Source organism: Enterobacter sp. DSM 30060, from assembly GCF_013375955.1.
GTDB lineage: Bacteria > Pseudomonadota > Gammaproteobacteria > Enterobacterales > Enterobacteriaceae > Enterobacter > Enterobacter intestinihominis.
This window is the reverse complement of the sequence record NZ_CP056118.1, coordinates 580,383-607,134: the sequence shown is the minus strand read 5'-3', so window position 1 is coordinate 607,134 and position 26,752 is coordinate 580,383. Positions and strand designations below refer to the sequence as shown.

At 57.5% G+C, this 26,752-nt stretch carries 27 protein-coding genes; 16 read left to right on the top strand and 11 right to left on the bottom strand.

Features of this window, described 5'->3' with window-relative positions; genetic code table 11:
- Window positions 1-32 precede the first annotated feature (32 nt).
- Window positions 33-482 carry an L-alanine exporter AlaE gene (gene alaE / locus HWQ15_RS02820; protein WP_063148635.1) on the bottom strand — a complete coding sequence of 150 codons (450 nt, stop codon included), beginning with the start codon at window positions 480-482 and terminating at the stop codon, window positions 33-35.
- Window positions 483-979: 497 nt separating this feature from the next.
- Here alaE and stpA point away from each other — a divergent pair, with 497 nt between their 5' ends.
- On the top strand, window positions 980-1,384 hold the full coding sequence (gene stpA, locus HWQ15_RS02815) for a DNA-binding protein StpA (RefSeq protein ID WP_022649126.1): 405 nt from the start codon (window positions 980-982) through the stop codon (window positions 1,382-1,384).
- Between the two features lie 37 nt (window positions 1,385-1,421).
- Here stpA and HWQ15_RS02810 read toward each other — a convergent pair whose 3' ends face one another.
- A complete protein-coding gene (locus HWQ15_RS02810; protein ID WP_006811690.1) occupies window positions 1,422-1,601 on the bottom strand; it encodes a hypothetical protein in 180 nt (59 codons plus the stop codon).
- A gap of 82 nt (window positions 1,602-1,683) precedes the next feature.
- On the bottom strand, window positions 1,684-2,202 hold the full coding sequence (locus HWQ15_RS02805) for a rhodanese family protein (RefSeq protein WP_022649125.1): 519 nt from the start codon (window positions 2,200-2,202) through the stop codon (window positions 1,684-1,686).
- 179 nt (window positions 2,203-2,381) lie between these two features.
- On the opposite strand from HWQ15_RS02805, the gene HWQ15_RS02800 reads away from it, so the two are divergent.
- The gene (locus HWQ15_RS02800; protein WP_003862203.1) at window positions 2,382-2,540 is read left to right on the top strand and encodes a YqaE/Pmp3 family membrane protein; all 159 of its coding nucleotides are present in this window, start codon (window positions 2,382-2,384) and stop codon (window positions 2,538-2,540) included.
- On the opposite strand, the gene HWQ15_RS02795 is transcribed toward HWQ15_RS02800, so the two are convergent.
- The gene (locus tag HWQ15_RS02795) at window positions 2,537-3,466 is read right to left on the bottom strand and encodes a LysR substrate-binding domain-containing protein (protein WP_032625925.1); all 930 of its coding nucleotides are present in this window, start codon (window positions 3,464-3,466) and stop codon (window positions 2,537-2,539) included. The genes HWQ15_RS02800 and HWQ15_RS02795 overlap by 4 nt on opposite strands.
- Before the next feature lie 320 nt (window positions 3,467-3,786).
- Between HWQ15_RS02795 and HWQ15_RS02790 the strand changes: the two genes are divergently transcribed.
- The 6 genes from HWQ15_RS02790 to HWQ15_RS02765 all read left to right on the top strand — a co-directional run bounded on the left by HWQ15_RS02790 (window position 3,787) and on the right by HWQ15_RS02765 (window position 11,383).
- Window positions 3,787-4,392, top strand: a complete 606-nt coding sequence (locus HWQ15_RS02790; protein WP_032625916.1) for an ankyrin repeat domain-containing protein — start codon at window positions 3,787-3,789, stop codon at window positions 4,390-4,392.
- Between the two features lie 108 nt (window positions 4,393-4,500).
- Complete coding sequence (gene fdrA / locus HWQ15_RS02785; RefSeq protein ID WP_063148633.1) at window positions 4,501-6,042, top strand: acyl-CoA synthetase FdrA; 1,542 nt, start codon at window positions 4,501-4,503, stop codon at window positions 6,040-6,042.
- Window positions 6,042-7,457 carry a DUF1116 domain-containing protein gene (locus HWQ15_RS02780; RefSeq protein ID WP_023298441.1) on the top strand — a complete coding sequence of 472 codons (1,416 nt, stop codon included), beginning with the start codon at window positions 6,042-6,044 and terminating at the stop codon, window positions 7,455-7,457. The genes fdrA and HWQ15_RS02780 overlap by 1 nt, the downstream gene beginning before the upstream one ends.
- An 11-nt stretch (window positions 7,458-7,468) precedes the next feature.
- A complete protein-coding gene (locus HWQ15_RS02775) occupies window positions 7,469-9,049 on the top strand; it encodes a hypothetical protein (protein ID WP_063215948.1) in 1,581 nt (526 codons plus the stop codon).
- Window positions 9,046-10,002, top strand: a complete 957-nt coding sequence (locus HWQ15_RS02770; protein ID WP_058646221.1) for a carbamate kinase family protein — start codon at window positions 9,046-9,048, stop codon at window positions 10,000-10,002. The genes HWQ15_RS02775 and HWQ15_RS02770 overlap by 4 nt, the downstream gene beginning before the upstream one ends.
- 1 nt (window position 10,003) lies before the next feature.
- Window positions 10,004-11,383: an amidohydrolase family protein gene (locus tag HWQ15_RS02765; protein WP_063148632.1), complete on the top strand. Its 1,380-nt coding sequence runs from the start codon at window positions 10,004-10,006 to the stop codon at window positions 11,381-11,383.
- An 18-nt stretch (window positions 11,384-11,401) separates the two neighbouring features.
- Here the strand turns inward: HWQ15_RS02765 and HWQ15_RS02760 are convergent, their stop codons facing one another.
- Window positions 11,402-12,322 carry a LysR substrate-binding domain-containing protein gene (locus tag HWQ15_RS02760; protein ID WP_063148631.1) on the bottom strand — a complete coding sequence of 307 codons (921 nt, stop codon included), beginning with the start codon at window positions 12,320-12,322 and terminating at the stop codon, window positions 11,402-11,404.
- A gap of 215 nt (window positions 12,323-12,537) precedes the next feature.
- Between HWQ15_RS02760 and HWQ15_RS02755 the strand changes: the two genes are divergently transcribed.
- From HWQ15_RS02755 to HWQ15_RS02735, 5 genes are all read left to right on the top strand, one after another.
- A complete protein-coding gene (locus HWQ15_RS02755; RefSeq protein WP_041908551.1) occupies window positions 12,538-13,869 on the top strand; it encodes an MFS transporter in 1,332 nt (443 codons plus the stop codon).
- Between the two features lie 36 nt (window positions 13,870-13,905).
- The gene (locus HWQ15_RS02750) at window positions 13,906-14,655 is read left to right on the top strand and encodes an SDR family NAD(P)-dependent oxidoreductase (protein WP_003862216.1); all 750 of its coding nucleotides are present in this window, start codon (window positions 13,906-13,908) and stop codon (window positions 14,653-14,655) included.
- A 12-nt stretch (window positions 14,656-14,667) separates the two neighbouring features.
- Window positions 14,668-15,513 (top strand): transketolase, encoded by an 846-nt coding sequence (locus HWQ15_RS02745; RefSeq protein ID WP_022651707.1) that lies wholly within the window; start codon window positions 14,668-14,670, stop codon window positions 15,511-15,513.
- Complete coding sequence (locus tag HWQ15_RS02740) at window positions 15,513-16,511, top strand: transketolase family protein (protein WP_063146927.1); 999 nt, start codon at window positions 15,513-15,515, stop codon at window positions 16,509-16,511. Before HWQ15_RS02745 ends, HWQ15_RS02740 begins: the two co-directional genes overlap by 1 nt.
- A 74-nt stretch (window positions 16,512-16,585) precedes the next feature.
- On the top strand, window positions 16,586-17,320 hold the full coding sequence (locus tag HWQ15_RS02735) for a bifunctional 2-polyprenyl-6-hydroxyphenol methylase/3-demethylubiquinol 3-O-methyltransferase UbiG (protein WP_063148630.1): 735 nt from the start codon (window positions 16,586-16,588) through the stop codon (window positions 17,318-17,320).
- Here the strand turns inward: HWQ15_RS02735 and HWQ15_RS02730 are convergent.
- Window positions 17,314-17,916, bottom strand: a complete 603-nt coding sequence (locus tag HWQ15_RS02730; protein WP_032625906.1) for a short chain dehydrogenase — start codon at window positions 17,914-17,916, stop codon at window positions 17,314-17,316. The genes HWQ15_RS02735 and HWQ15_RS02730 overlap by 7 nt on opposite strands.
- A gap of 97 nt (window positions 17,917-18,013) precedes the next feature.
- On the opposite strand from HWQ15_RS02730, the gene HWQ15_RS02725 reads away from it, so the two are divergent.
- Both HWQ15_RS02725 and HWQ15_RS02720 read left to right on the top strand, forming a co-directional pair.
- Complete coding sequence (locus HWQ15_RS02725; RefSeq protein ID WP_063148629.1) at window positions 18,014-18,901, top strand: LysR substrate-binding domain-containing protein; 888 nt, start codon at window positions 18,014-18,016, stop codon at window positions 18,899-18,901.
- Between the two features lie 20 nt (window positions 18,902-18,921).
- A complete protein-coding gene (locus HWQ15_RS02720) occupies window positions 18,922-20,103 on the top strand; it encodes a PLP-dependent aminotransferase family protein (RefSeq protein WP_063148628.1) in 1,182 nt (393 codons plus the stop codon).
- A 54-nt stretch (window positions 20,104-20,157) separates the two neighbouring features.
- Here HWQ15_RS02720 and HWQ15_RS02715 read toward each other — a convergent pair whose 3' ends face one another.
- The gene (locus HWQ15_RS02715; RefSeq protein WP_023298434.1) at window positions 20,158-20,577 is read right to left on the bottom strand and encodes a nuclear transport factor 2 family protein; all 420 of its coding nucleotides are present in this window, start codon (window positions 20,575-20,577) and stop codon (window positions 20,158-20,160) included.
- 95 nt (window positions 20,578-20,672) lie between these two features.
- Here HWQ15_RS02715 and HWQ15_RS02710 point away from each other — a divergent pair, with 95 nt between their 5' ends.
- A complete protein-coding gene (locus HWQ15_RS02710) occupies window positions 20,673-21,404 on the top strand; it encodes an AraC family transcriptional regulator (protein WP_063148627.1) in 732 nt (243 codons plus the stop codon).
- Here HWQ15_RS02710 and nudI read toward each other — a convergent pair.
- The 4 genes from nudI to HWQ15_RS02690 form a co-directional block, all read right to left on the bottom strand.
- Window positions 21,376-21,801 carry a nucleoside triphosphatase NudI gene (gene nudI, locus HWQ15_RS02705; RefSeq protein WP_063148626.1) on the bottom strand — a complete coding sequence of 142 codons (426 nt, stop codon included), beginning with the start codon at window positions 21,799-21,801 and terminating at the stop codon, window positions 21,376-21,378. The genes HWQ15_RS02710 and nudI overlap by 29 nt on opposite strands.
- A 133-nt stretch (window positions 21,802-21,934) precedes the next feature.
- A complete protein-coding gene (locus HWQ15_RS02700; protein ID WP_022649110.1) occupies window positions 21,935-23,134 on the bottom strand; it encodes an HlyD family efflux transporter periplasmic adaptor subunit in 1,200 nt (399 codons plus the stop codon).
- Entirely contained in the window at window positions 23,115-25,307 is a 2,193-nt protein-coding gene (locus HWQ15_RS02695; RefSeq protein WP_045308440.1) for a type I secretion system permease/ATPase, read from the bottom strand. The genes HWQ15_RS02700 and HWQ15_RS02695 overlap by 20 nt, the downstream gene beginning before the upstream one ends.
- A complete protein-coding gene (locus tag HWQ15_RS02690; protein WP_046621232.1) occupies window positions 25,304-26,707 on the bottom strand; it encodes a TolC family outer membrane protein in 1,404 nt (467 codons plus the stop codon). The genes HWQ15_RS02695 and HWQ15_RS02690 overlap by 4 nt, the downstream gene beginning before the upstream one ends.
- Window positions 26,708-26,752: the final 45 nt, after the last annotated feature.

The following is a 26,752-nucleotide window of genomic DNA, read 5'->3' as shown; positions in this document are numbered from 1 at the left end:
CTCAGCGACTGGCATGAGCCAGTCGCCTTATCTTACGCTTTTGCCTGGCTATAAGGGCTGACTTTAAACAGGCGGCGGCAGTAGTCAAGGAAGTAACCGTACACCGCACCCATCAGCATAGATACCACGATATTTGAACTTACCGCGGCGGCGATTTGATGCCAGTCTGCGCCCACCGTCAGCAAAATAACCACATACACCGGGGACTGGAACGTCACGTAAGCCAGCACGTCCGCCAGGTTTTTTACCCAACCTGCCGGGCTAATACGCCGGGCTAAACGCATCACCGCATCGCGATACATTCCGTACGGCCAGGCAATCATGATATTCACCGGAATGGCCACCAGGCGCGATGAGAGGGACTGCTCAAAGGTCATTCCGGACAGGAAAATTTCAATCAGCATGTTTACGACGGAACAGTAAACGACCATCGCGAACGTATCCGCTACCGCATGGCGCAGGCGAGACTGCGGTGAGAACATGTCTGAACTCCTCGAACAGGACAAAAAAGTGGCGTTTTTACCTGCGGCGTTTAGTGCTTTAGGTTGGTTTGTTTTGAGTGTATAGCGTATCCCTCTGGCTTTTAACTAACAAGTAGTGATTAATTTTTATTTATGGGCGCTTTGTCCATAAAATTCTCTAAAGTTGGCTGTTTTTTGTGCGAGTCGTTATTTTCTTCCCCATTCACCGTTTTATTAAACGAAATCAAACTATTAGCTTATCTGAGCAAGCGTATAACGTTTGTTATTCGGAGGATGCCGGGCGGTTTTTTGAACGGTATTAAACAGGGGTTTTTGACCAGGTGCAGGACGGAATATTACGCGTTAAAACTGACAGGTAATTCGGGGTTATATTAACGGGATATTCTAAAACATTTACAATAATGTCAAAACGACAGAGTGGGTAGATATCAGAACAAAAATCAATTATTCTGTTGCCTGATTTATGTTATACACACGAAGAAAGGTTTCTCATTATTATGGCTTTAACGTTACAGAATCTTAATAATATCCGTACGCTCCGGGCGCTGGCGCGTGAATTATCCATGGATGTTCTGGAAGAAGTGCTGGAAAAAGTTCGGATTGTCACAGAAGAAAAACGCAGCGAGCAGGCTGAATTAGAGCGCCAGCGCGCTGAACAGCAGGATAAAATTAATGCTCTGCTGGAACTGATGAAGGCAGACGGTATTTCCCCGAGCGATCTGTTAGGCGGAGAACTGGCTCATGCGGGCCAGCCGGCTAAAAAACGTAAAGCGCGTGCGGCGAAATATCGTTTCATCGACGCGAACGGTGAAGAGAAAACGTGGACCGGTCAGGGACGTACGCCAAAGCCAATTGCGAACGCACTGGCAAACGGTAAATCGCTGGACGATTTCCTGATCTGATGATTATTCGGGCGGTATATTCCGCCCGATTATTGACTTAGCAGACGCCAAAGTCACCTTCTTCGGAGTACAGAACTACGTCCGCCGCTTTCAGGTGATATTTCTCGCCCTGCTCATTGCTGGCCTGCACGGCCACAATGTTTTCACCATTCACTTCGAGCACTTTCAGTTTCGGACCGCCCTGACGCGGTTGGACATAATCACCGACAGAAAACATAGCACCTCCTCATCATTGTCACGATCTTCACCATAGCCCACGTCCGGGGCGGGGTACAGCCTAATCTTTCAGATACCCCTTATCAGGTACGTCGGTTCCACGGCATCACTTTCAGCAGTCGCGCCATACCGCAAAAACCTGTCACTCCGGCGAACAGCAGCCCGGCGCCCACAAAACCGCTTAGCAGGAAAAAGCCGCTGGAGACGCTGTAACCCAGCACCACGCCGCAGAGAATCAGCAGCCCGGCGGCGATCTGCACCTGACGCATCAGCGGAAGTGGCTGCGATTTATCTTCAACGGTCAGCAGCCCGGCCTGCTTCCAGCCCTGAATGCCTCCCTCAACCACAAAGGCGTTCGCAGGGGACGCTGCCCGGGCAAGACGAGCATCATTGTTTGCGGTTCTTGCGCCAGACTGACAGTGGAAAATCACCGTTTCTCCCGGCGCTGCGTTAAGCCCGCCGGGTAACGAATCCAGCGGAATGGAGTGCGCCGCTGGAATATGCTCGCGGGCATACTCGTCGGGGTCGCGAATATCGATAAGTTTGGCGCCTTCAGCAATAAGCGCGTTTGCCTGCTGCGGCGAAATAAGAGGAAGAGACATTGTATTTCCTTACGTTCAATTTCAGAACAGTAGAGCATTTAAGGCAGGGTTTCAGCCAGTGTAAAGAGGGTAAAGGCAGGTAAAAGCGCGAGAGACGAATGGCAGTTACCCGTAAACTGGCTACGCTTAGAGAAGTGTCTTTTATAATTTTCAATTGGTTAGCTTGCACGGAGTTATTTATGGGTTTTTGGCGCGTTGTTTTTACGATTATTCTCCCGCCGCTGGGCGTGCTGCTTGGCAAGGGACTGGGCTGGGCGTTTATCCTGAACATCCTTCTGACCATCCTGGGTTACTTCCCGGGTCTTATCCACGCGTTTTGGGTTCAGACGAAAAGCTAGGTACGCCACAATAGATCACTGTAGATCCGGGTCAGCGCGCCCTCGGGGCCAAACTGCTGTTTGATCCAGCGCGTGACCTGACCGGTCGCCGCATGCTGCGTGGCGAGCAGCATGCGCGAGTCCTGGCGCGGATTATTGATTCGCCGCTTTACCAGCAGCCCGTCCTCCACCGCCTCACGCGTCATATACTCCGGTAAAAATCCAATACCCTCCCCCAGGATCTGACACTGACACTTGGTGTTAAAGTCCGGTACCAGAATCGCCTCCTGACCGTGAAGCAGCCAGCCGACCTTCTTGTTGATGGTATGCGCGGTGTCCTCGACCATGATATTGGGATACAGACGCAGCTGACTTTCGGAAATGGGCTCCGGGGCGAACGCCAGCGGATGCGTGGGCGCGATGGCAAATACCCAGCGGATCGCGCCTATCTCGGTGTAATCGATGCCTCCGCCATCCAGCAGCGTATCCGGCGCGCCAATGGCGATGTTGGCCTGATTATTAATGATGGAATCCCAGACGCCGTTATACACCTCGGTCGTCACCGTGATTTGGCAGGTAGGAAACTGTTTTTTCAGCACCTGGAGCAAACGCGCGGTATGGCGTGGCGTATACAAAAGCTGATTAATGCAGATGCGCACCCGCGTCTCAATGCCCTGCGAAATGGTATCAATCCCGCGCTTGATGGCATGAAAGTCATTCAGCAGGTCGGTCGCTTTACGATAAAAATAAAAACCGGATTCGGTCAGCTCAATGCTGCGCGTGTTGCGTACAAACAGCACCACGTCCAGCCCGGTCTCCATACGTTTGATGGTGTAACTGATGGCGGAAGTGGTCACGCCCAGCTCGGCAGCCGCTTTGCTAAAACTGCCAAAGCGTGCCGCGGTGGTGAAGGCCAGCAAATTCTCTTCGGTAAAGATGGAATTCATATTATGGCTCTTGGTTACCATCAGTTTTGAACATATTTTAACACCGGCGTTACATCATAGTTGATGTCGGTCACAGTTCTGGGTTTTTACGTAGAGCCGCGCTGTGTAAGGCTTTTTCATTCATAAGGATAATGCAGCCCGAGGCGCGTAAAAGCGGTAAAACATAAGAAAAAGGTTGCACAGACGCACGTTTTTGCCGGACTGTTGAATTTAACTCAACAATGAATTGCGTGTCGATGAATCATTTTTAAGCGGATTCTTTTATGACCAGGCTGTTGCTATTCTCAGGTCATCAGAAGTGAAACATAGGGAGTCTGAATATGTCTGCAACTGCACTGGTTACAGAATTTTTGCTGGCGGCAGAAGAGGGTAATATCGACGCGCTAAAAGCCTGCCTGGAAAAAGGCGTGGATATTAACGCGACCAACCGCCAGAAAAGAACCGCCATTATTATTGCCAGCCTGAAAAAGCATTACGCCTGTGTGGAATTTTTAATTTCCGCCGGGGCGGATATTGATAAACAGGACCAGACCTGTTTTAACCCCTTCCTGATCGGCTGCCTGACCAATGATTTAACCCTGCTGCGCATTGTCCTTCCGGCGGATCCGGATCTCGACCGTCTGACGCGCTTTGGCGGCGTGGGCATTACCCCTGCCAGTGAAAAAGGGCACGTTGAAATCGTGCGCGAGCTGCTGGAAAAAACCGACATTAACGTCAACCACACCAATTTTGTCGGCTGGACGCCGCTGCTGGAGGCCATCGTGTTAAACGACGGCGGCGCAAAGCAGCAGGAAATTGTGAAGCTGCTGCTCGATCACGGCGCGAATCCGCACATGACTGATAAATACGGCAAAACCCCGCTCGAACTGGCGCGGGAAAAAGGCTTCAACGCGATCGCAGACCTGCTGCTGGCGGCAGGCGCATAGCGCATTCGGTCAGCCTTCCCCTGGCTGGCCGTGAATCAAAAAACGCATTGTTACCGACGTGCATTTAGCACGACGGCGGCCCCCTTTTATCTTAAACAGGTGAAAATAATGCCAACCAAAATCGTCATAAAAAAGAATACGTATTTCGATTCGGTTTCCTTAATGTCGGTTTCCACCAAAGCCAATAAATTGCCGGGCATCGAGCAGGCGTTTGTGGCGATGGCGACGGAAATGAACAAAGGGGTATTAAAAAACCTCGGGCTATTAACGCCGGAATTAGCGGACGCGAAAAACGGCGACCTGATGATCGTTATTAAAGGCGACGCGGCGAATGAGGAAACCCTTGCCGCCATTGAAGCGTTATTCACGCGTAAAGAGAGCGCTGGCTCCCATGAAGCACGCTACGCGACGATTGCCAGCGCCAAAACCCATCGTCCGGACAGCAACCTTGCGGTGATATCCGTCAACGGCACCTTCGCCGCCCGCGAAGCGCGCCAGGCGCTGGAAAACGATCTCAACGTGATGCTGTTTTCCGATAATGTGTCGCTCGACGACGAGCTGGCGCTGAAGCAGCTGGCGCATGACAAAGGATTGCTAATGATGGGGCCGGACTGCGGCACCGCCATTATCAACGGCGCGGGGCTGTGCTTTGCCAACGCGGTACGTCGCGGGCCAATTGGCATCGTTGGCGCCTCCGGCACCGGTAGCCAGGAGCTGAGCGTGCGCATTCACGAGTTCGGCGGCGGCGTGTCGCAGCTGATCGGCACCGGCGGGCGCGATCTCAGCGAGAAGATTGGCGGCCTGATGATGCTCGACGCCATCGACATGCTGGAGGCGGACGACGCGACCCGGGTGATAGCGCTCATCTCCAAACCGCCTGCACCCGCGGTGGCAGAGAAGGTGCTGGCCCGGGCACGCGCCTGCCGCAAGCCTGTGGTTGTGTGCTTCCTGGGCCGCAACGAACCGCCAGCCGATGAAGACGGCTTGCAGTTTGCTCGTGGCACCAAAGAGGCGGCCCTGAAAGCGGTGCTGCTTACCGGCATTAAAAAAGACTCTCTGAATTTACATCCGCTCAATTGGCCGCTGATCGAAGAGGTGCGCGCCCGCCTGACGCCGCGGCAGAAGTACATTCGCGGCCTGTTCTGCGGCGGCACCCTGTGCGACGAAGCGATGTTTGCCGCGCTGGAGAAGTTTGACGATGTTTACAGCAACATCCAGCCGGATCCGGCCAGGCGTCTGAAGGACATCAGCGTCAGCCAGGCCCACACCTTCCTTGATTTCGGTGACGACGATTTCACCAACGGCAAACCACACCCGATGATCGACCCGACCAACCGCATCAGCCGCCTGCTACAGGAGGCGCGCGATCCGCAGGTGGGCGTCATCGTGATGGACTTCGTGCTGGGCTTTGGCGCACACGAGGATCCGGTGGGGGTGATGATCGAGGCGATCAAAGAGGCACAGGCAATCGCGAAAGCCGACAACCGTCCGCTGGAAATTCTCGGCTACGTGCTCGGCACCGATCAGGATCCGCAGTCGCTGGCCCAGCAGTGCCAGCTGCTGACCGACGCAGGCGTCATCTGGGCCAGCAGCAGCACCAATACCGGATTACTGGCACGCGAATTTGTCTGCAAAGGGGAGAGAGCATAATGACGACCTTATTCAACCAACCGCTGAACGTGATTAACGTCGGGATTGCGATGTTCAGCGACGACCTCAAAAAACAGCACGTTCCCGTGACCCAGCTCGACTGGACGCCTCCGGGGCAGGGCAATATGCAGGTGGTGGACGCGCTGGACCGGCTGGCGGAAAAACCGCTGGCGGAGAAAATTGCCGCCGCGAACAACATTGCCCTTGAGCGCATTATTCAGTCCCATCCGGTGCTGGTGGGCTATGACCAGGCCATCAACGTGGTGCCGGGCATGACCCGCACCACCATTCTGCACGCCGGTCCGCCTGTTACCTGGGAAAACATGTGCGGGGCGATGAAGGGCGCGGTTACCGGCGCGCTGGTGTTTGAAGGGCTGGCGACGGATCTGGAGGACGCCGCAAGGCTGGCGGCTTCAGGGAAGATCACCTTCTCGCCGTGCCACGAGCACGACTGTGTGGGCTCTATGGCGGGCGTCACCTCCGCGTCGATGTTTATGCACATCGTTGAGAACAAAACCTACGGCAACCGCGCCTTCACCAACCTCAGCGAGCAGATGGCGAAGATCCTGCGCATGGGGGCCAACGATCAGAGCGTGATCGACCGCCTGAACTGGATGCGCGACGTGCTCGGCCCAATGCTGCGCGACGCGATGAAGATTATCGGCGAAATCGACCTGCGCCTGATGCTTGCCCAGGCGCTGCACATGGGCGACGAGTGCCACAACCGCAACAACGCGGGCACCACGCTGCTTATTCAGGCGCTGACGCCGGGGCTGATCCAGGCGGGCTATCCGGTGGCGCAGCAGCGTGAAGTGTTCGAGTTTGTCGCCAGCAGCGACTACTTCTCCGGTCCGACGTGGATGGCAATGTGTAAGGCCGCGCTGGATGCCGCCCACGGCATTGAGTACAGCACCGTCGTCACCACCATGGCGCGTAACGGCTACGAGTTCGGCCTGCGCGTCTCCGGCCTGCCGGGGCAGTGGTTCACCGGCCCGGCGCAGCAGGTGATCGGCCCGATGTTCGCGGGCTATAAGCCGGAAGACTCCGGGCTGGATATCGGCGACAGCGCGATTACCGAAACCTACGGCATCGGCGGCTTTGCGATGGCGACGGCACCGGCAATCGTGGCGCTGGTGGGCGGCACGGTGGAGGAAGCCATCGATTTCTCCCGCCAGATGCGCGAAATCACTCTCGGCGAAAACCCGAACGTCACCATTCCGCTGCTGTCGTTTATGGGCATCCCGTCCGCCATCGACATCACGAAGGTCGCGGGCAGCGGCATTCTGCCGGTCATTAATACCGCCATTGCCCATAAGGACGCCGGTATCGGCATGATTGGGGCGGGCATCGTTCACCCGCCGTTTAGCTGTTTTGAAAAGGCGCTGTTAACCTTCCGCGATCGCTACGTTCTATAAGGTATGCATCCATGAAAAACATGAAACTGGAGTGGAAAAGAGGTGACTGGGCAGCTTATTTCGGGTTGATGACCAACAACCTGACCAATTTGCTGACCATGATGGGGTTGCTCATTTTTGTCGTCGGCATCCCGAAGGAGATTGTTTATGGACGCATCGCGCCAGCCTTCGGGCTGGCGGTGCTGGTGGCGAGTCTTTGCTATACGTGGTTTGGCCTGCAAATGGCGCGCGCCACCGGACGAACGGACGTCACCGCGCTGCCGTCCGGCCCGAGCGCGCCGTCGATTTTTACCGTGACCTTCCTGGTCTTAATGCCGGTTTACCAGCAAACCGGCGATGCGGATTTCGCGATTCAGATTGGCCTGGTGTGGTGCTTTGTGGAAGCGATGATCCTCGCGGGCGGTTCCTTCCTGGGGGAAACCATCCGCAAGATGATCCCGCGTACCGTGCTGCTGTCGTGCCTGTCCGGTCTTGGCCTGCTCCTGCTGGCGATGAACCCGATGTTGCAGGCGTTCGAAGCGCCGACCGTGTCGTTTATCGTCCTGCTGCTGATCTTCATTAACTGGTTCGGTAAAAAGCCGATTTTCGCCCGCATCCCGACCGGCCTGCTGCTGTTGATTGCCGGTACTCTGCTTGCGTGGATCTCCGGCCTGCAAAGCCCGGATGCCATTAAAGCGTCCATGTCATCCTTCGGCTTTAACCCGCCGGAAGTGCATGTGGACAGCTTTATGCAGGGGTTGCCGCATGCGCTGCCGTATCTGGCGTCCGCCGTACCGCTGGGGCTGGCGAACTACATCTTTGACCTGGAGAACATCGAAAGCGCCCATGCGGCGGGGGATGAATATCCGACCCGCAAGGTAATGCTGGCGAACGGTCTGGCCTCCATGCTCGGCTGCCTGATGGGCAATCCGTTCCCGGTCACGGTCTACGTCGGCCATCCTGGCTGGAAAGCGATGGGCGCCAGCATCGGCTACACCCTGGCGTCCGGCGTGACCATGTTCATCGTGCCGCTGTTCGGGCTGGGGGCCTTTATGCTCGCCATCATCCCGATGACCGCCATCGTGCCGATTCTGGTGTTTATCGGCGTCGTCACCGCCAACCAGGTGGTGAGGGAAACCCCGAAAGTGGAGGTGCCCGTCATCTTCATCTGCCTGTTCCCGTGGATCGCCAACTGGGCGCTGACCATGATGAACAGCGTGATGAGCGCGGCGGGGACCAGCGCGGCGAAAATTGGCACCGACGTGCTGCACAGCAAGGGGATCTACTACGAAGGCCTGATGCATCTCGGCAACGGTGCGCCGCTCGCCAGCATGCTCTGGGGCTGTATCGCCATCTTCGCCATCATCAACAAACCGCTGCGCGGGGCCGTCGCGGCGGCCGGTGGCGCGCTGCTGGCGCTGTTTGGCGTGATCCACGCGCCGGTGGTGGGCTTTGCCGAGGGCAGTTCCCTGATGTTCGTCACGGCCTACCTGATGATGGGCGTGATGTTTGTGGTGAAGCATGTTCTCGATATCTCTGTTAATCCCCCTCTCCCAGTGGGAGAGGGCCAGGGTGAGGGCGCCAGAACGCACCTTCTAAAGGAAACAAAATGAAAGAGCTTATGGTCGTTGCCATCGGCGGCAACAGCATTATCAAAGACAACGCCAGCCAGTCGATTGAGCATCAGGCGCAGGCGGTCAAAGCGGTGGCTGAGTCGGTGCTCGAAATGCTGGCCTCGGACTATGACATCGTGCTCACCCACGGCAACGGCCCTCAGGTGGGGCTGGATCTGCGCCGCGCCGAGATCGCCCACGAGCGGGAAGGGCTGCCGCTGACCCCGCTGGCAAACTGTGTGGCAGATACCCAGGGTGGGATCGGCTACCTGATCCAGCAGGCGCTCAACAACCGCCTGGCGGCGCGCGGGGAACAAAAAGCGGTTACGGTCGTCACGCAGGTGGAGGTGGATAAAAATGATCCTGGCTTTACGCACCCGACGAAACCCATCGGCGCGTTCTTCAGCGAGGCGCAGCGCGACGAACTGCAACTGGCGCATCCGGACTGGCATTTTGTCGAGGATTCAGGCCGGGGCTATCGCCGCGTGGTGGCTTCACCGCAGCCGCGGCGCATTGTCGAGGCGGACGCCATCAAGGCGCTGACGCAGAAAGGATTTGTGGTGATCGGCGCGGGCGGCGGAGGCATTCCTGTGGTGCGCAGTGACCAGGGCGATTATCAGAGCGTGGACGCGGTGATAGATAAAGATCTCTCCACCGCGCTGCTGGCGCGCGAGATCGGCGCCGACGTGCTGGTGATCACCACCGGCGTGGAGAAAGTGTGCGTGAACTTCGGCAAGCCGAACCAGCAGGCGCTGGATACCGTCAACGTGGCGCAGATGACGCGCTACAGGGATGAAGGCCACTTCCCTGCGGGCAGCATGTTGCCAAAAATCGTCGCTTCGCTGGAATTTTTACGCCATGGCGGCAGGCGCGTGATCATCACCTCGCCGGACTGCCTGCCCGCAGCGCTGCGCGGTGAAACGGGGACCCACATTGTTAACGAAGGAAGATAAGATGAGTGAGAATAAAAGCCGCCGCGAGTTTATTAGCCAGAGCGGTAAAATGGTTACCGCCTGCGCGCTGTTTGGCGCCACGGGTTCCGTCGCGTATGCTGCCGATTCTGCTAAGGCAACCTGCGTGACGGGTAAACCGATGAACATCACCGCAAAACATTACTATCTCGACAACGTGCTGCTGGAAGCCGGGTTTAACTTCGACGGCAGCGTGGCGACAAGTACCCGCACCGAGCTGAAAACGCTTGAGATCAAAGACGGGAAAATCGTCGCCCTGCGCGATAACAACAGCCACGCCGATGCGGCCCTGCCGCACTTCGACGCGGGCAAAAAGCTGATGCTCCCGGCGATGCGCGACATGCACATCCATCTGGACAAAACCTTCTATGGCGGCCCGTGGCGCTCCCTGAACCGTCCGGCGGGTACCACCATTCAGGACATGATCCGCCTGGAGCAGAAGCTGCTGCCGGAATTACAGCCTTACACGCAAGAACGCGCCGAAAAGCTGATCGACCTGATCCAGTCCAAAGGGTCCACCATCGCCCGCAGCCACTGCAACATAGAGCCGGTTTCCGGCCTGAAAAACCTGGAAAATTTGCAGGCGGTACTGGCGCGCCGAAGCCCAGGTTTTGACTGTGAAATCGTTGCCTTCCCGCAGCACGGTCTGCTGCTGTCGAATTCTGAAAAGCTGATGCGCGAGGCGATGCAGGCGGGGGCGCACTACGTGGGCGGGCTGGACCCAACCAGCGTCGACGGCGCGATGGAGAAATCCCTCGACACCATGTTCCAGATTGCGCTGGATTACAACAAAGGGGTGGATATTCATCTGCACGAAACCAGCCCGGCGGGCGTGGCGGCGGTGAACTACATGGTAGAAACCGTGGAGAAAACGCCGGCGCTGAAGGGGAAGCTGACCATCAGCCACGCCTTCGCGCTGGCGACGCTTAACGAACAGCAGGTGGATGAGATCGCCACCCGCATGGCGGCGCAGCAGGTGACCATCGCCTCGACCGTGCCGATTGGCACCCTGCACATGCCGCTGAAGCAGCTGCGTGAAAAAGGCGTGTTTGTCATGACCGGTACCGACAGCGTGATTGACCACTGGTCCCCGTACGGTCTGGGGGACATGCTGGAGAAAGCCAACCTCTACGCCCAGCTCTATATTCGCCCGAACGAACAGACGCTTTCGCGGGCGCTGGGCATCGCCACCGGCGACGTGTTGCCGCTGAACGACAAAGGTGAGCGCGTGTGGCCTAAAGCGCAGGACGACGCCAGCTTCGTGCTGGTGGATGCCTCCTGTTCCGCCGAGGCCGTGGCGCGTATCTCTCCGCGTACCGCGACGTTCCACAAGGGGAATCTGGTCTGGGGCACGGTCGCCTGACGCCGCGTTGGGGTATCGCTACAGGTGATACCCCGACAATCGCAACTCACGGTCAATCCACTCGACGAACTGCTGGATCTTCCACGCGCGTTCGTTCATGTGCGGCATCACCAGATGGTGCGCGTTGATGGCGGTACCCATTTCATCAGGCAGCACCTGCACCAGCGAGCCATCCTTCATGTGATCGGTAGCCATCATTTTGCTCTCCAGAATAAACCCAAGCCCCATGCGCGCCGCTTCAAAGCTCATGTAGGAGCGGTCGAAGCTGAGGCTGAAATTAAGCCAGGGCCTGTCGATATTGTGCCAGGCGAACCATTTCTCCCAGTTCACCAGAGTGCTGGTGGACGAGATAAGCGACTGTTGCAGCAGATCGGCGGGCGTGCTGATGGGATGCTCTTCTGCATAGTCCGGCGAGGCCAATACCACCAGCGTGTCGTTTTTAATGGTCATCACCCGGTAGGCGTCCCAGTCCGGAATACCGTGACGGATATCAATGTCGATATTATCTCTGGCGAACTGTAGGTTCTCATAGGAGCAGGTGAGATTGATGGTGATATCAGGATATTCGGCGCGGAATCTGCCCAGACGGCGCAACAGCCAGGACAGCCCGAAGGTGGGGGAAGAGTGCACGCGAAGCACAGCATTGTCTTTTTCTTTCACGATTTGATCGGTGGCGCGCCCGATGGCGCTCATCGCCGCCGAGACCTCCCGCAGATATTTTTCTCCCGTCGGGGTGAGTTGAACCCCTTTGCCGCTGCGGATAAATAATTTCTTGCCCAGCCACGATTCCAGCGACGCGATCTGGTGGCTTACCGCCGAAGGCGTGACGTTGAGCTGTTCCGCCGCCTGATGGATGCTCAGAGCGTTAGCAACGGCGATAAACGCCTGCAAATTTCTGAGCGAGGGCAGCGATAACGTCTGGCGATCCTGCGCGGACATGGCCTACTCCTTACACGATAATTGATAAAAAACATAACATTGAGACTGCGAGCGGGCAATTTTATCCCGATGTTATTTTTTTGAGCTGTATCGCGAATCAAATTTATCTCAGCAATAAATGAGCTTTATTGAATGGCGTTTCATGGGTGAGCCGATATATTGACGTTGAACGCAATAATAAAACGACTCACGGTGTTCGAATAATGAGGTAAGTTATGTCTCGTATAGAACAAGCTGTCCCCTACATAAAGACTAAAAAAACCAATTACCGTTTCGTTGTGCTGGCATTAATTTTTATTGTTTATGCCATTAACTATGCTGACCGAACAAATATTGGTGCAGTACTGCCGTTTATCATTGACGAATTTCATATCAATAATTTCGAAGCCGGTGCCATCGCCAGCATGTTTTTTTTGGGATACGCTCTGAGCCAAATTCCTGCGGGCTTTTTTATTGCCAAAAAGGGAATTCGCGGCATGGTGGCACTGTCGATATTCGGCTTCTCTGCCTTTACCTGGCTGATGGGCACCGCAACCTCGGTTCTGGGCCTGAAGTGTATCCGCCTGGGGCTGGGGTTAACAGAGGGGCCGTGCCCGGTCGGGCTGGCCTCCACCATCAATAACTGGTTTCCGCCAAAGGAGAAGGCCACTGCCACGGGCGTCTACATCGCCGCCACCATGTTCGCGCCCATCCTCGTGCCGCCGCTGGCAGTGTGGATCGCCATGACCTGGGGCTGGCGCTGGGTCTTCTTCTCCTTTGCGATCCCCGGTCTGGTCATTGCCGTCCTGTGGTATCTGCTGGTACGCACCAAGCCGTCCGAGAGCGCATTCGTCTCGAAAGCGGAGCTGGAGACCATTACCGCCGGTCAGGAGACCCCGGACGCCAGACGGGAAAATATCGTGATTTCACCAGGCTTTGCACGCCTCGATCGGCTGATCCGCGTGCGGGAATTAGCCCCGGTAAGCACGGTGAAAGGGCTGTTTACCTCGAAGAATATTCTCGGCGACTGCCTGGCCTATTTTATGATGGTCAGCGTGCTGTACGGACTGTTGACGTGGATCCCGCTCTATCTGGTGAAAGAGAAAGGCTTTACGTTTATGAGCATGGGGCTGGTCGCCAGCATGCCGTGCATCGGTGGATTTATCGGTGCGATTTTTGGCGGCTACGTCTCCGACAAACTGCTCGGCCGCCGACGTAAACCGACCATGATGTTTACCGCCATCAGCACCGTTTTAATGATGGTTATTATGCTGAATATTCCGCAAAGCACCGTCGCGGTTTGCGTCGGGTTATTTTTTGTCGGCCTCTGTCTGAATATCGGCTGGCCCGCTTTTACGGCTTATGGAATGGCTGTTGCGGACAGTAAAACCTATCCGATTGCCGCGTCCATTATCAATAGCGGCGGTAATCTCGGCGGATTTGTTTCCCCGATGCTGGCAGGTTATCTGCTGGATAAAACAGGTAGTTTTAATTCCGTGTTTATTTATTTCGGTATTTGCGCAGCCATTGGCTTAATTATGATTATGCTGCTGGAAGAACCGAAATAAAACATTAAATCTCTCTTGTCCGAATGGAGTAAATGTATGCTACTGAAAAATAAAGTCGCCGTTATTACCGGCGCGGCTTCCGTACGCGGTTTGGGTTTCGCTACGGCGAAATTATATGCTGAACAGGGTGCGAAAGTGGTGATTATCGATTTAAACGCTGAAGCCAGCCGGGCTGCCGCCGCGAGCCTGGGCGACGAACATCTGGGCCTTGCGGCGAACGTCAGCAATGAATTACAGGTTAATGCCGCCATTGAGCAGGTGCTGGGGAAATACGGGCGCATCGATATTCTGGTGAATAACGCCGGCATAACTCAGCCGATCAAGCTGATGGATATCAAACGCGAAAATTACGATGCGGTGCTTGACGTCAGCCTGCGCGGCACGCTGCTAATGTCCCAGGCGGTTATTCCCACTATGCGCGCGCAAAAGTCGGGCAGCATCGTCTGCATTTCATCGGTATCGGCCCAGCGCGGCGGCGGCATCTTTGGCGGCCCACACTACAGCGCTGCAAAAGCGGGTGTGCTGGGGCTGGCAAAAGCCATGGCGCGTGAGCTGGGGCCCGACAATGTGCGCGTAAACTGCATCACGCCGGGTCTTATCCAGACGGACATTACCGCAGGCAAGCTGAGCGATGAGATGAAAACGTCCATTCTGGCGGGCATTCCGCTTAACCGCCTCGGAGACGCGCAGGATATTGCCCGCGCCGCGCTGTTCCTCGGCAGCGACCTCTCTTCTTACTCCACCGGTATCACGCTCGACGTGAACGGCGGGATGCTGATCCATTAAGGAGATACGACGATGACGGATACCACAGTTCAACAGGTTGCCGCCGCGGCCTGGCGCATTCGCCGCTACGCGCTGCGCATGGGCGAAGTGCAGGGGCAGGGCTACATCGGGCAGGCGCTGGGCTATGCCGATGTGCTGGCCACCGCGTTTGCCCACGGGATGAACCTTAAGCCGGGCGAGCCGGAGTGGGAGGGGCGTGACCGTTTTTTGCTCTCTCACGGCCACTACGCCATTGCCTGTTACGCCGCCCTGATTGAAGCGGGGATCGTTCCTGAAGAGGAGCTGGAGACCTACGGCGCGGACGACAGCCGCCTGCCGATGTCCGGCATGGCAACCTACACGCCGGGCATGGAGATCTCCGGCGGTTCGCTGGGGCAGGGCTTAAGCATTGGCGTTGGCATGGCGCTGGGGCTGAAGCGCAAGCAGAGCGCGGCATGGGTCGTTAACTCCATGTCGGACGGCGAGCTGGACGAAGGGTCAACTTGGGAAGCTGCGATGTCGGCGGCACATCACGGCCTGTCGAACCTGATCGTGCTGGTGGACATTAACCGCCAGCAGGCGGATGGCAACTCGCACGCGATCCTCGGCTTTGAGCCGCTGGAAGATAAATGGACCTCCTTCGGCTGGTACGTGCAGCGCGTCAACGGCAACGATGTCCCTTCACTGGTAACGGCGTTTGATAACGCCAAACGCTACCCGGAAAACCAGCCGCGCGTCATTTTGTGCGACACGCTGATGGGCAAGGGCGTGCCGTTCCTCGAAAAGCGTGACAAGAACCATTTTATTCGCGTGGATGCTGACGAGTGGCAAAAGGCACTCGCTGTGCTGGATGCCAACAAACCTGAAGGAGTGCTGTAATGAGCCAGACCACGGAGAAAAAACCGCGTTTAACCACGTCGGCGATGATTGCCTCTATCGCGGAAGAGGGCCAGGAGACGCGAGCCGCACCGTTCGGCCAAGCGCTGGTGAAGCTGGCGGAACAGCGACCGGAGGTCGTAGGCATGACTGCGGATCTGTCGAAGTACACCGATCTGCATATTTTCGCTCAGGCCTACCCGGAACGCTTCTTTCAGATGGGCATGGCCGAGCAGTTGTTAATGGGGGCCGCGGGCGGCATGGCGAAAGAGGGTTTTATTCCTTTCGCCACCACCTATGCCGTCTTCGCCACCCGCCGCGCCTACGATTTTATCCATCAGGTGATTGCTGAAGAGCACCTGAACGTGAAGATCTGCGCGGCGCTGCCGGGGCTAACCACCGGTTACGGGCCGAGCCACCAGGCGACGGAAGATATTGCGATTATGCGCGGTATTCCAGGCATGACGATTATCGATCCCTGTGACGCAATCGACACCGAACAGGCGGTGCCGGCGATGGCAGCGCACGATGGCCCTGTCTATATGCGCCTGCTGCGCGGCAAGGTGCCGGTGGTGCTGGACCAGTACAACTACCAGTTTAAGATTGGCAAAGCTGCGCTGCTGGAAGAGGGGAACGATGTCCTGATCGTCGCCTCAGGCCTGATGACCATGCGTGCGCTGGAGGCGGCGAAGCAGCTGCGTAAGGATAACGTCAGCGTGGCGGTGCTGCACTCGCCCACCATTAAGCCGCTGGACGAAGAGACGATCCTGGCGCAGGCTGCGAAGCCGGGACGGCTGGTCATCGTGGCGGAAAACCACAGCAACGTAGGCGGGTTGTGCGAAGCCGTCGCGTCGCTGTTGATGCGTAACCGCGTGAACGTGGATTTCGATACCGTCGCGCTGCCGGACGCGTTCCTTGATGCGGGCGCGTTGCCCACCCTCCATGACCGCTACGGGATCTCAACCACAGCCATGGTGGAGAAAATCCGGCGCAGGCTGTGATTTATAAGACGGATACGTTGTCAACGGGCGAGGGGTGCTTTACCCTCGCCACTGTTGCGATAAAGGAGTCCGTTATGGCACAAAACATCTACGACAATCCGGCGTTTTTCGAAGGCTACGCCCAGCTTCCGCGCTCCGTGCAAGGGCTGGACGGCGCGCCAGAGTGGCCTGCGCTTAAGGCGATGCTGCCGGATTTAACCGGCACATCAGTTATCGATCTTGGGTGCGGCTACGGCTGGTTCTGCCGCGTGGCGCGCGAGCTGGGCGCTTGCGACGTCACGGGCGTCGATATCTCTGAAAAGATGCTCGCCCGCGCGGCAGAACTGACGGATGACACGCAGATCCACTATCAGCGTAGCGATCTGGAATCTCTTCAGTTTCGCGAAAACAGTCTCGATCTGGTCTACAGCTCGCTGGCGCTGCACTATCTGCCGGAACTGGACGCGTTATTCGCCAGGGTGCAGCGTGCGCTTAAACCCGGCGGCAGCCTGGTTTTCTCGATGGAGCACCCGATTTATACCTGCGCCACCCGTCAGGGCTGGCTCACCGACGACAACGGTGAGCGGTTCTGGGGCGTGAACCATTATCAGGACGAAGGCAAGCGCGTCAGCAACTGGCTGGCAGAGGGGGTAATCAAATACCACCGCACGCTGGGTACCACGCTTAACGCGCTGATCAAGGTCGGATTGACGATAAGTGAAGTCAATGAGTGGGGACCAACGCAGGCGCAGGTTGACGCCTGGCCCGCGCTGGCCGAAGAGGCGGAACGCCCGATGCTGGTGCTGATCGCCGCCCGTAAGGCTCAGTAACCCACTTTATATACCCGCCCGCTCTGCACCCCTTCCACGCTGCGGCGGTAGGCCTGCGCAACGGTCGCAGCGGGAACGCTTTCAAAGCCCGGGAAGAAGCCATCATATGCTTCGACGGATTCCGTCAGCACCGTCGGGCTGATCAGGTTAATGCGGATCCCGCGCGGCAGTTCACAGGCCGCGGCGCGCACAAACCCCTCCAGCGCCGCGTTTACGGTGGTGGCATTGACGCCCTGAGCAATCGGTTCGTGCGCCACAATCCCGCTTATCAGCGTGATCGAGCCGCCTTCGTTCAGGAAGTGCTGGCCGGTCAGCGCCAGACGAACCTGCCCCAGTAGCTTATCCTGCAAGCCCCGGTTGAACTCGCTGTCGGTCATGGTTGCGAGCGGGCCGAAGTGTACCCCACCGCTGGCGGAGACAATCGCATCCACCGGGCCGATCTTTTCGAACAGCGCCTGTACGCTCGCCTGCGAGGTGATATCCACCTGATGCTCGCCCTGCGTGCGACCCACGCGGATCGTCTCGTGGCGTTGGCTTAACTCTTCTGTGACTGCACGACCGACCGTACCGCTGGCACCAATAATGACGATTTTCATAGCAGACTCCTTATGTTGTGAGTCTTCATTCTTTAATAAATAAAAACTCAGATAAACTGGGCTAACGTTAGAAGATTACTAACCAGAGGTTTGGAATATGGATAAGCTTCGCGGGATGGAGACGTTCATCGCGGTGGTGGAAAGCGGCAGCTTCACCGGCGCGGCGGCCCGGCTGGAGATGTCGGCGGTGATGGTCGGGAAGTATATTGCGTTGCTGGAATCGCAGCTCGGCACGCGGCTACTGGAACGCAACACCCGTCGCCAGAGCCTGACCGACGCCGGACGCGTTTATTTCGAAGAGGCCAGGCGCGTGCTGGAGCAGGTCTCGATTGCTGAAAACGCAGTTGAACGTCTGCGAGCCACGCCCGCCGGCACCCTGCGCGTGACGGCACCCACCTCGTTTGGCGGCTGCGTTATCGCGCCTCTGACGGCCACGTTTTTACAGCGCTACCCGCAAGTGCGCATCGAACTGGATCTCACCAACCGAATGGTGGATCTGGTGGAGGAAGGGGTCGATCTGGCCATTCGCATCGGGGAGATCCGAAATGAGGATCTGGTGGCGAAATACCTGTGTCCCTACAACATGACGATCTGCGCCGCGCCGGAATATCTGGCGCGTCACGGTACGCCGCAAACGCCAGCCGATCTGGTGGATCACCTGTGTCTGTCGCACACGGTATGGACGGCGAGTAACGAGTGGCGGCTGCCGGGTGTGGAAGGCGAGGTGCGCTGGAAGCGTGATGCCGTCTTACGATGCAATGACGGCTACGGCTTACGCATGGCGGCGCGAGCCGGGGCAGGACTATTGCTGCAACCGGAAGTGCTGGTGGCTGAAGAGCTGGCAAGCGGCAGGCTGGTTCGGGTTCTGGAAGCGTTTACGCCCGCGCCGAGGCCGGTGCATTTATTGTGGCGCCAGGATTTGCGTCCGCTGCCTAAGCTAACGGAATTTATTGCCCATATTCTGCTAAGATTGGGCACAATATAAAAAAAGAAGGTAAGTAAAGAATGTCTGCAAACAAACTCGCCAGCAGCGCGCAGGGCCTGCAATCCTCTGCCATCCGTGAATTATTAAAACATAGCAAAATGGCAGGCGTGATTTCGCTGGGGGGCGGTATTCCAAACCCGGATCTGTTCGATCATGAAGGTTTAAAAATTGCCGCTGATGCCGTGCTGTCTCAGCATTTTGGCGAAGCGTTCCAGTACGGCCTGACGGAAGGCGTCCCGGGGCTGCGCGAAGAGATCCAACGCATCTGTGAAGGTCGCGGCATCGCCTGTAAAGCCGATGACGTGGTCATTACATCCGGCTCTCAACAGTCGCTTGACGTGCTGGCGCGTGCGTTAATTAACCCGGGCGATACGGTCGTCGTTGAGCGTCCGACCTACCTCGCCGCGTTGCAGGTCTTTGGCCTGGCACAGGCGAATTTTGACTCCGTCGGCACCGACGGCGACGGCATGAAAGTAGATGAACTTGAAGCGCTGGTGGCAACCAAAACCATCAAAGCGGTTTATATCGTGCCAACCTTTGGTAACCCGGGCGGCGTGACGCTCTCCGAGGCGCGTCGTAAACAGCTGGTGGAATTATCGAAGCGCTATGACTTCGTGATTATCGAAGACGATCCGTACAGCGAAATCAACTATACCGAGGAAGCGTTCCGCCCGCTGATTGCTCATGCCAAAGATATCGGCAATGAGGATAACGTGGTGTACACCTCCACCTTCTCTAAAATCCTCGCGCCGGGCACCCGCGTGGGCTGGGTGCTGGTGCCGGAGTGGCTGAAGCGTGCGGTGGTGAACCTCAAGCAAACCACCGATCTGCACACCAGCACGCTGTCGCAGCTGATGACGTACGAATATCTGAAAACCGGTCGTCTGGCGAATCAGATTAAAATGATCCGCGAAGCCTATCGCCAGAAATACCAGACCTTTGCCAGTGAACTGGAAGCGGAGCTGGGCGATGTGATGTCGTTCCACAAGCCAAAGGGCGGCATGTTCCTGTGGGCGAAAATGAATAACGGCATCAATACGACGAAATGGCTGGAAAAAACGTTGAGCAACGGCGTCGTGTTTGTGCCGGGTGAGTTCTTCTACTGCAACGAGCCGGACCACACCACGCTGCGCATGTCTTTCGTTACCCCAACGGATGAGCAGCTTAAAGAAGCGGTTCGACGTCTGAAAATTTCCCTGTAAGCGGATGCGCATAATGGCAGATGCCGTTATGCGCTGTTCCCGTGTAGGGTAAGGTTATTGCGTGGCGTGGGCGAGGGTGCGGTCAAATGCATCGCCGTCTGGCGCCTGTGTGACTTCATGGATCCGACAAATTTTCCCCTCGCGCAGCGTGGCAAACATATACACCTCTAATTCTGCCTGGCGACCATCCGGATATGTCACGGCCACTCTGTGCCGGTCTGCCACACATTCGTTATGGCAACATAACGCTTCCACGGTAAACGTAATCTCGCGGATCTGCGCACGCACATGGTTCAGGTGTTTCATAAATCCCTGATAATCAAGCATGTGACCGTCCGTAACCTGCTGGTAGTCGGGCGTAAACACCTCTGCCGGATCTACATTGCCATTGAATAAGCGGGTTAACAGACAGGCCATTTGCTCGCGCTGCGCGGTGTTGTCGGGCTGGTTTATTAGGGATGTAATGATGGTCATGTTAGCTCCTCGTGATGTTGAGCCGCTATTATCCTTGACAGCATAAGGCGTAGTTTCTGTAATAAGTCGAAGAATAACGATTTTCGGTCAAATTCATGCTGACAACTGAGAGGCTTGTTCATCCCGGCGGCTATCACACACCGTGGCACAGCCATCATGCCGGCCAGCTCTGGCGCATTGCTGCGGGGCTGCTGGTGATTGAGACGCCGCTGGGGCGTTCGGTGGTACCCGCAAAACATATCGGCTGGATCCCGCCTGGTCAGCAGCACGCTGCCTTTTCGGAAAGCGCGATTGAAGGTTGCGCTGTCTATCTTGACCCTGCCGATTGTGAAGGGCTTCCGGAAGAGGCCACGCTTTTCGAGTCTGACGATTTTACCGATGCACTGTTTTCCCGTTTAAGCGTTGCCGGGAGTGAATACGATCCCCGAAAGCTCATCTTGCTGCTGGAGGAGTTGGCTCTGGCGTCTCAGGTCCGCTTTTATCTGCCCGTACCGACCGATCCCCGGCTGAAAAATGTGGTCAGGAAACTGCTGCAATCCGTCGATGATAATCAGACGGTGGAAAGCCATGCCAGCCGTGCCGGGATGAGCGTACGTACATTCAACCGGCGGTTTAGCGCGGAGACGGGGATGAACTTCGTCAACTGGCGCCAGCTGGCGCGCGTCATGCAGGCGATGGAGTGGCTGGCGGCGGGGAAGCCGGTGGGGTGGATTGCGCTCTCGTGCGGATACAGCAGCGTCAGCGCATTTATTGAAGTTTTCAGAACGTGGACCGGTAAAACGCCGGGGCAGTGGGCGATTAAAGAAGGCCCTTTTGCGCAAAGGTAATGCGCGTGGCCTCGTTGAGATCCAGCTCTCTTAACGATTCCGGATAAACCCAGGCGATCTCCTGAAACTCGTCGTTAAACGTAACATCCCGATTGGCGCTGATGCAGTCGAAGATCAGATAAATCATATAAATTTCCTCAGTGGTACCCTCGGCGTAAGTTTTGACCCTGATGTCATCGCGAAAAGCCCAGGGCTTGACGTCGATAATGTCCAGCGCGTCGCCCAGCTCCTCACGGACTTCACGGCGCAGCGCCTGTTCCATGGTTTCGCCTGGTTCCATTCCACCACCGGAGAGTGCCCACTGACCGGGGAATACACCGCGATCGTCGGCCATTTTACATAGCAGGTAGGCTCCGTCATTCTGGATGATGGGGCAGACAATGGTTCGTTGGCGCATGATTTCTTCCTGAAAAATGAATTTGGGCTACTATAGCAGATTGGTGATGGAGATCATGTTAGGTGTGTTGGATCCTCATCACTCGGAACAGCGGTGTAGGCCGGGTAAGGCGAAGCCGCCACCCGGCGTTTGACTACCGCTCCCTCAGCGCCTCCTTCGCCCGGTTAAACGGCTTAATCAGATAATCCAGCACCGTTTTCTCCCCGGTCTTAATATCCACCGTCGCAATCATCCCCGGCACAATCGAAAAGTGCCTGCCCGCCTTGTTCACCAGATAATCCTGGCTGGTGCGAATGAATACACGGTAGTAGAACACCTCCGGCTTCGCTTCGTCCTGAATGGTGTCCGGGGAAATGGTCTCCACCACTCCGTGCAGCCCGCCGTAAATCGCGTAATCGTAGGCGGTGATTTTCACCAGCGCCTCCTGATTAGGATGGATAAAGGCGATATCCCGTGGCGAGAGGCGGGTTTCAATCAGCAGGTGATCGTCCACCGGCACAATTTCCATTAACTCGCCGTTGGGCGGTATGACGCCGCCGATGGTGGTCACCTTGATGTTTTTCACGATCCCGCGCACCGGCGACTTCACCGTCAGGCGGGTAACGGAATCCTCGCGGCCTTTCAGGATCGCTGACACCATATCCACCTCGGCGTTGGCCTTCGACAGCGCTTCACGGGCCTGCACGTAATACTGGGAACGCACGTCGGTGAGCTTCAGCTCCAGGTCGCTTTTCTGCCGTTGCAGGCGTAGCACTTCCACGTGGCTGGCGGCACCGGTTTTCACCAGCCGTTGAGTGATCGCCAGTTCTTTATTGGCGAGCGCTAACGCGGAGCGGAGTTCACGCTGCGTATCCTCCAGCTGGGCGCGGCGAGAGTTGTAAAGCCGCGTTTCTGCGGCGGTCAGGTCAGTCCATTTCGCCAGGGAAGGCGGGAATTTCAGCGGGAGATCGTTCACCTCGGCGTACAGGCGCACGCTGGAGGCCAGCGACGCGCGGTAACGCGCCGCGCTTTCGCCGACGTTAGATTCCGAGCGGGTAGGATCCAGCCGCGCCAGCACCTGTCCGGCCTGCACCTGATCCCCTTCGTGTACGTTCAGCTCGGTGAGGATCCCCCCATCCAGAGACTGCAATACCTGCTCGCGTGAACTGGGGATCACTTTTCCGGTGCCGGTTGAGACTTCATCCAGCACCCCGAACCACGCCCAGACGCCGAGCACCACAAACATCAGCAGGGAGAAGAAAACGATGCGCCGGGCGCCGGTATAACCGCTCTCGGAGTCGAGCGCGTTATCCAGATCTTCTACTGCGGCAACGTCACGCTGATTGATTTTCATTATTCCACTCCCGTCCGGTTGCCTGCTGCTGTTGCTGCATACGGCTGTTGTTCAGCGCCTGCGCTTTTGGCGCGTCCATCACCAGCATGCCATCTTTGAGTACCACCACGCGCTCCACCAGCTCCAGTACCGGCACGCGGTGGGTCGCGACAACCAGCGTGCGGTTGCCGAGCCACGCCCCGAGACGTTGAATAAATTCCCGCTCGGTATGTTCATCAAGGGAGGCGGTCGGTTCATCCATCAGCACGATATTCGGGTCGCGCAGCAGCATCCGCGCCAGCAGAATAGACTGCCGCTGCCCGCCGGACAGCCCGACGCCGTTCTCCATAATCGGGTAATCCAGCCCCTTTGGCAGCTTCTGCACAAAGCTGGCCGCGCCGCACATCTCCAGCACCTCGAAGATCTCTTCATCGGTGGCGCGCGGCATGCCGAGCGTGATGTTCTCGCGCAGGGTGCCGTAAAACAGCCGGGCGTTTTGGGTCATAAAGCCGACGTTTCTCCGCACGTCAGCCACGTCCAGATGCGGCAGGCTGAGGTTGTCGAGCCGCAGTTCACCGCCCGCCAGATCCATCCCGCCCGCCATCGCCTGCAACAGGGTTGATTTACCCGCGCCGTTGCGCCCGAGGATCGCCACTTTTTCGCCCGCTTTGATCTCCAGGCGGTTAATGCGCAGCGCCATGCGGGGATCTTCCGGGTGATAGCGGAACTGCGCCTGCTCGAAAAGATAGTGGCCGCGCAGCACGTCCTGGCGGATCGGCGTCTCTTCGCGCTGGTTCTCGGTCGGCAGCTGCATAATGCTGTCCAGTCCCTCTTTGGCCGCCTTCACCTGCTGCCAGCGGGCCAGCACGCCGCACAGCGTCGCCATCGGGGCGATCATCCGTGAGGCGAGCATCGAGGCGGCCACCACCGAACCGGTGGTTAAGGTGCCGTCGATCACCATCGGCGCGCCCACCACGATCACCCCGGCATAGACCAGGCTCTGAATGGTCATCCCCCAGCTGATCAGGTTCTGCGTCAGTTCGCGGGTGCGCAGACCGGATTCGGCGGTGATCTGGATATAGCTGTTCCACTGCTGCAAAAAGCGGTTCTCCGCCTGCATCAGCTTGATGTCCTCCAGCCCCTGCACGCTCTCCACCAGCACCGCGTTGCGAAGGGTAGATTCATGCGCCGACTGCTTCGCCAGCTCTGCCAGCTTCTTTTGCAGCAGCAGGCCAGGCAGGACCATAATCACCGCCGCCACCGGGGCGATCCACGCCAGCTGCGGGGCGATGATCGCCAGCACAATCACAAACAGGATAAAGAACGGCAGATCGACGATGGTGGAAATGGTGGAGGAGGTGACCATCTCGCGGATCTGCTCCAGCTCGCGCAACTGGGAGATAAAGCTGCCGGTGGAGCGCGGAATGGCGCTGTGGCGTAGCCGCAGCGCGTGGCCGAAGACCCGATCCGAGACGCGCATATCCGAGCGTTTGCCCAGCAGATCCATAATGTGCCCGCGCGCCACGCGCAGCACAAAACCAAACAGCGTGGCGATCAGTACCCCAATAGTCAGTACGTAGAGCGTCGGGTAGGACTGGGCGGGGATCACCCGGTCATACACCTGCATGGAAAAGACAATGCCGGAGAGGGAGAGCACGTTGATAAACAGCGCCGCCAGCATCACCCAGCTGTAAGGGCGAAGGTCGCGCATCACCAGCCGGTAGAGCCAGTCCGGGCGGTATTTTGAGATATAGGCGTCCACGCGGCTGTCCTTCAGCGCCGCCAGCGGACGCAGGGCGATGACGTGGCGGATGGCGGGCAGCATCGCGCTCATCGACAGGCGGTTGGTGTGCGTGCTGTCGTCGAAAAAGCTGACTTCAAGCGTATCCTCGCCGTCGAAATTATCGATCACGCCGATTTTACCGTCGTTCAGCTCTACCACCACCGGCAGACGCCAGCTGTTGATGGCGTGCTGATCGGCCGTCAGCAGCTGGAACGTCAGCCCGGCTTCACGGGCGAGCTGCGTCAGCGCGGGCACCATCGGTTTGCCTTTCAGCCACGGCGCGCCCGCGATCAGCGAGCCTGGCGAGCAGGCAACGCGATAGCGCGTCGCCACATAGCCAAACGCCTGCGCCCACTGCTCCAGCGCCTCATCCGTCATGTTTTCACCCTGCGGAATATCGCGTTGCTTCATGGCTGGATCTCCACGGTCTGGATGGTGCGGTTTTCAAGATCGAACGCCTGACGTATGCGCCCGGTTTGGTAGAGACAGTTCAGCTGAAGCTGGCGGAGCTGTCCGGCGGTTTGCTGCTGGGTAAAGCGCGCCTGATACACCTCCTGCTCGGCGTTGAGCACGTCGAGCAGCGGGCGGGAACCAAGATCGAGATACTGCTGCTGATACAGCTCGCGGGTACGGGCGCTGAGCGCTTCCTGGCGGCCCTGGATCTGAAGCGTGCTCATCAGGCTCATCACCTGGCTGCGCGCTTCCAGCAGTTTTTGCCGCACCTCAAGACGGGTGCGCTGAATGGTGGACTGGGCCGATTCCACCGCGTGTCCGGCGGCGTTACGCCGGGCGGTGAGGCCGCCGCCCTGATAGAGCGGCATCTGCACTTTTACCCACGCGGAGTACTGGGTGCGGTCCCGCGTTTCGTTGCCTGAGTAGCGGTCGTTAAGATAGTGGCGGACTTCCGGCTCCAGCGAGACGGTAGGGGTCATCTGCGCGTTGGCATAGTCGAGATTGGCCTGCGCGACGTTGGCCTGCGCCCAGGCCGCTAAAACCGAGGGTACCAGGCGATCGTCCGGCTCGGCAATATCGCAGCTGCGGGCGAGACTTTGCGGAAATTCATTGCTGACCGCGTTCAGGCCGTCCCAGCCCAGCATGCTCATCAGCGTGGCGCGTGAGCTGTCGAGGCTGGCCTGATACTGCATCAGCTGCGCTCGCGCGCCTTCGATACGGGCATCGGTCTGCACCACGTCAGAGAGCGACGTGGCGCCTTCGTCATTACGCAGCTTCGTCAGTGTGCCGATGGAGGTCAGGGCGTCCAGCTGTTCTTTAGCGGTCTCGACCATCTGCTGCCAGGTCTGCACCTGCACCATAGCGATGGCGGTATCGTGGGCGATAGTGTCGATGCTCACCAGCACGTTGGCCTGCTGCTGGGCGACGCCCGCGTTTTCGGCGCGCACCTGGCTTGCGACTTTGCCGAAGTCGTAAAGCATTTGCGAAAGAGAAAGCACCAGCGAGGGGGTAAAGCCATTATCGTCGCCGTCGTGGCTATAGCCGTTATCCATGCCGGCGTTAATTTGCGGATAATATTTCGATTTGGCGACGTCCACATTTTCGCTCTGCTGATAGAGTTTGCCGACGGCTTCACTGATGGCCGGATGCCAGGTCACGGCGCGGTTAACCGCTTCATTCAGCTGTAGCGTGCCGGGGGCGGCTTTGCTGGCTACGGGCGCCACGCGGCCATTTAAAGAGGGGAGTTCCTGCGTTTCGCTTAATTGTCCGGTATTAATCATCGCCGCAGGGTTTGCCGCGATAGCGGGCACAGATATCAGGCAGCACGAGAGCCACCAGTAAGGCATCTTCTTTCCCATGTCTTGTCCCTAATAAAAAAGTACTGCTTTATTGTTTATGCCCGG

What these genes read in the sequence shown, in the direction of transcription:
- alaE (WP_063148635.1), bottom strand. Translation starts at nt 482, where the DNA reads ATGTTCTCACCGCAGTCTCGCCTGCGCCATGCGGTAGCGGATACGTTC.
- stpA (WP_022649126.1), top strand. Translation starts at nt 980, where the DNA reads ATGGCTTTAACGTTACAGAATCTTAATAATATCCGTACGCTCCGGGCG.
- HWQ15_RS02810 (WP_006811690.1), bottom strand. Translation starts at nt 1,601, where the DNA reads ATGTTTTCTGTCGGTGATTATGTCCAACCGCGTCAGGGCGGTCCGAAA.
- HWQ15_RS02805 (WP_022649125.1), bottom strand. Translation starts at nt 2,202, where the DNA reads ATGTCTCTTCCTCTTATTTCGCCGCAGCAGGCAAACGCGCTTATTGCT.
- HWQ15_RS02800 (WP_003862203.1), top strand. Translation starts at nt 2,382, where the DNA reads ATGGGTTTTTGGCGCGTTGTTTTTACGATTATTCTCCCGCCGCTGGGC.
- HWQ15_RS02795 (WP_032625925.1), bottom strand. Translation starts at nt 3,466, where the DNA reads ATGAATTCCATCTTTACCGAAGAGAATTTGCTGGCCTTCACCACCGCG.
- HWQ15_RS02790 (WP_032625916.1), top strand. Translation starts at nt 3,787, where the DNA reads ATGTCTGCAACTGCACTGGTTACAGAATTTTTGCTGGCGGCAGAAGAG.
- fdrA (WP_063148633.1), top strand. Translation starts at nt 4,501, where the DNA reads ATGCCAACCAAAATCGTCATAAAAAAGAATACGTATTTCGATTCGGTT.
- HWQ15_RS02780 (WP_023298441.1), top strand. Translation starts at nt 6,042, where the DNA reads ATGACGACCTTATTCAACCAACCGCTGAACGTGATTAACGTCGGGATT.
- HWQ15_RS02775 (WP_063215948.1), top strand. Translation starts at nt 7,469, where the DNA reads ATGAAAAACATGAAACTGGAGTGGAAAAGAGGTGACTGGGCAGCTTAT.
- HWQ15_RS02770 (WP_058646221.1), top strand. Translation starts at nt 9,046, where the DNA reads ATGAAAGAGCTTATGGTCGTTGCCATCGGCGGCAACAGCATTATCAAA.
- HWQ15_RS02765 (WP_063148632.1), top strand. Translation starts at nt 10,004, where the DNA reads ATGAGTGAGAATAAAAGCCGCCGCGAGTTTATTAGCCAGAGCGGTAAA.
- HWQ15_RS02760 (WP_063148631.1), bottom strand. Translation starts at nt 12,322, where the DNA reads ATGTCCGCGCAGGATCGCCAGACGTTATCGCTGCCCTCGCTCAGAAAT.
- HWQ15_RS02755 (WP_041908551.1), top strand. Translation starts at nt 12,538, where the DNA reads ATGTCTCGTATAGAACAAGCTGTCCCCTACATAAAGACTAAAAAAACC.
- HWQ15_RS02750 (WP_003862216.1), top strand. Translation starts at nt 13,906, where the DNA reads ATGCTACTGAAAAATAAAGTCGCCGTTATTACCGGCGCGGCTTCCGTA.
- HWQ15_RS02745 (WP_022651707.1), top strand. Translation starts at nt 14,668, where the DNA reads ATGACGGATACCACAGTTCAACAGGTTGCCGCCGCGGCCTGGCGCATT.
- HWQ15_RS02740 (WP_063146927.1), top strand. Translation starts at nt 15,513, where the DNA reads ATGAGCCAGACCACGGAGAAAAAACCGCGTTTAACCACGTCGGCGATG.
- HWQ15_RS02735 (WP_063148630.1), top strand. Translation starts at nt 16,586, where the DNA reads ATGGCACAAAACATCTACGACAATCCGGCGTTTTTCGAAGGCTACGCC.
- HWQ15_RS02730 (WP_032625906.1), bottom strand. Translation starts at nt 17,916, where the DNA reads ATGAAAATCGTCATTATTGGTGCCAGCGGTACGGTCGGTCGTGCAGTC.
- HWQ15_RS02725 (WP_063148629.1), top strand. Translation starts at nt 18,014, where the DNA reads ATGGATAAGCTTCGCGGGATGGAGACGTTCATCGCGGTGGTGGAAAGC.
- HWQ15_RS02720 (WP_063148628.1), top strand. Translation starts at nt 18,922, where the DNA reads ATGTCTGCAAACAAACTCGCCAGCAGCGCGCAGGGCCTGCAATCCTCT.
- HWQ15_RS02715 (WP_023298434.1), bottom strand. Translation starts at nt 20,577, where the DNA reads ATGACCATCATTACATCCCTAATAAACCAGCCCGACAACACCGCGCAG.
- HWQ15_RS02710 (WP_063148627.1), top strand. Translation starts at nt 20,673, where the DNA reads ATGCTGACAACTGAGAGGCTTGTTCATCCCGGCGGCTATCACACACCG.
- nudI (WP_063148626.1), bottom strand. Translation starts at nt 21,801, where the DNA reads ATGCGCCAACGAACCATTGTCTGCCCCATCATCCAGAATGACGGAGCC.
- HWQ15_RS02700 (WP_022649110.1), bottom strand. Translation starts at nt 23,134, where the DNA reads ATGAAAATCAATCAGCGTGACGTTGCCGCAGTAGAAGATCTGGATAAC.
- HWQ15_RS02695 (WP_045308440.1), bottom strand. Translation starts at nt 25,307, where the DNA reads ATGAAGCAACGCGATATTCCGCAGGGTGAAAACATGACGGATGAGGCG.
- HWQ15_RS02690 (WP_046621232.1), bottom strand. Translation starts at nt 26,707, where the DNA reads ATGGGAAAGAAGATGCCTTACTGGTGGCTCTCGTGCTGCCTGATATCT.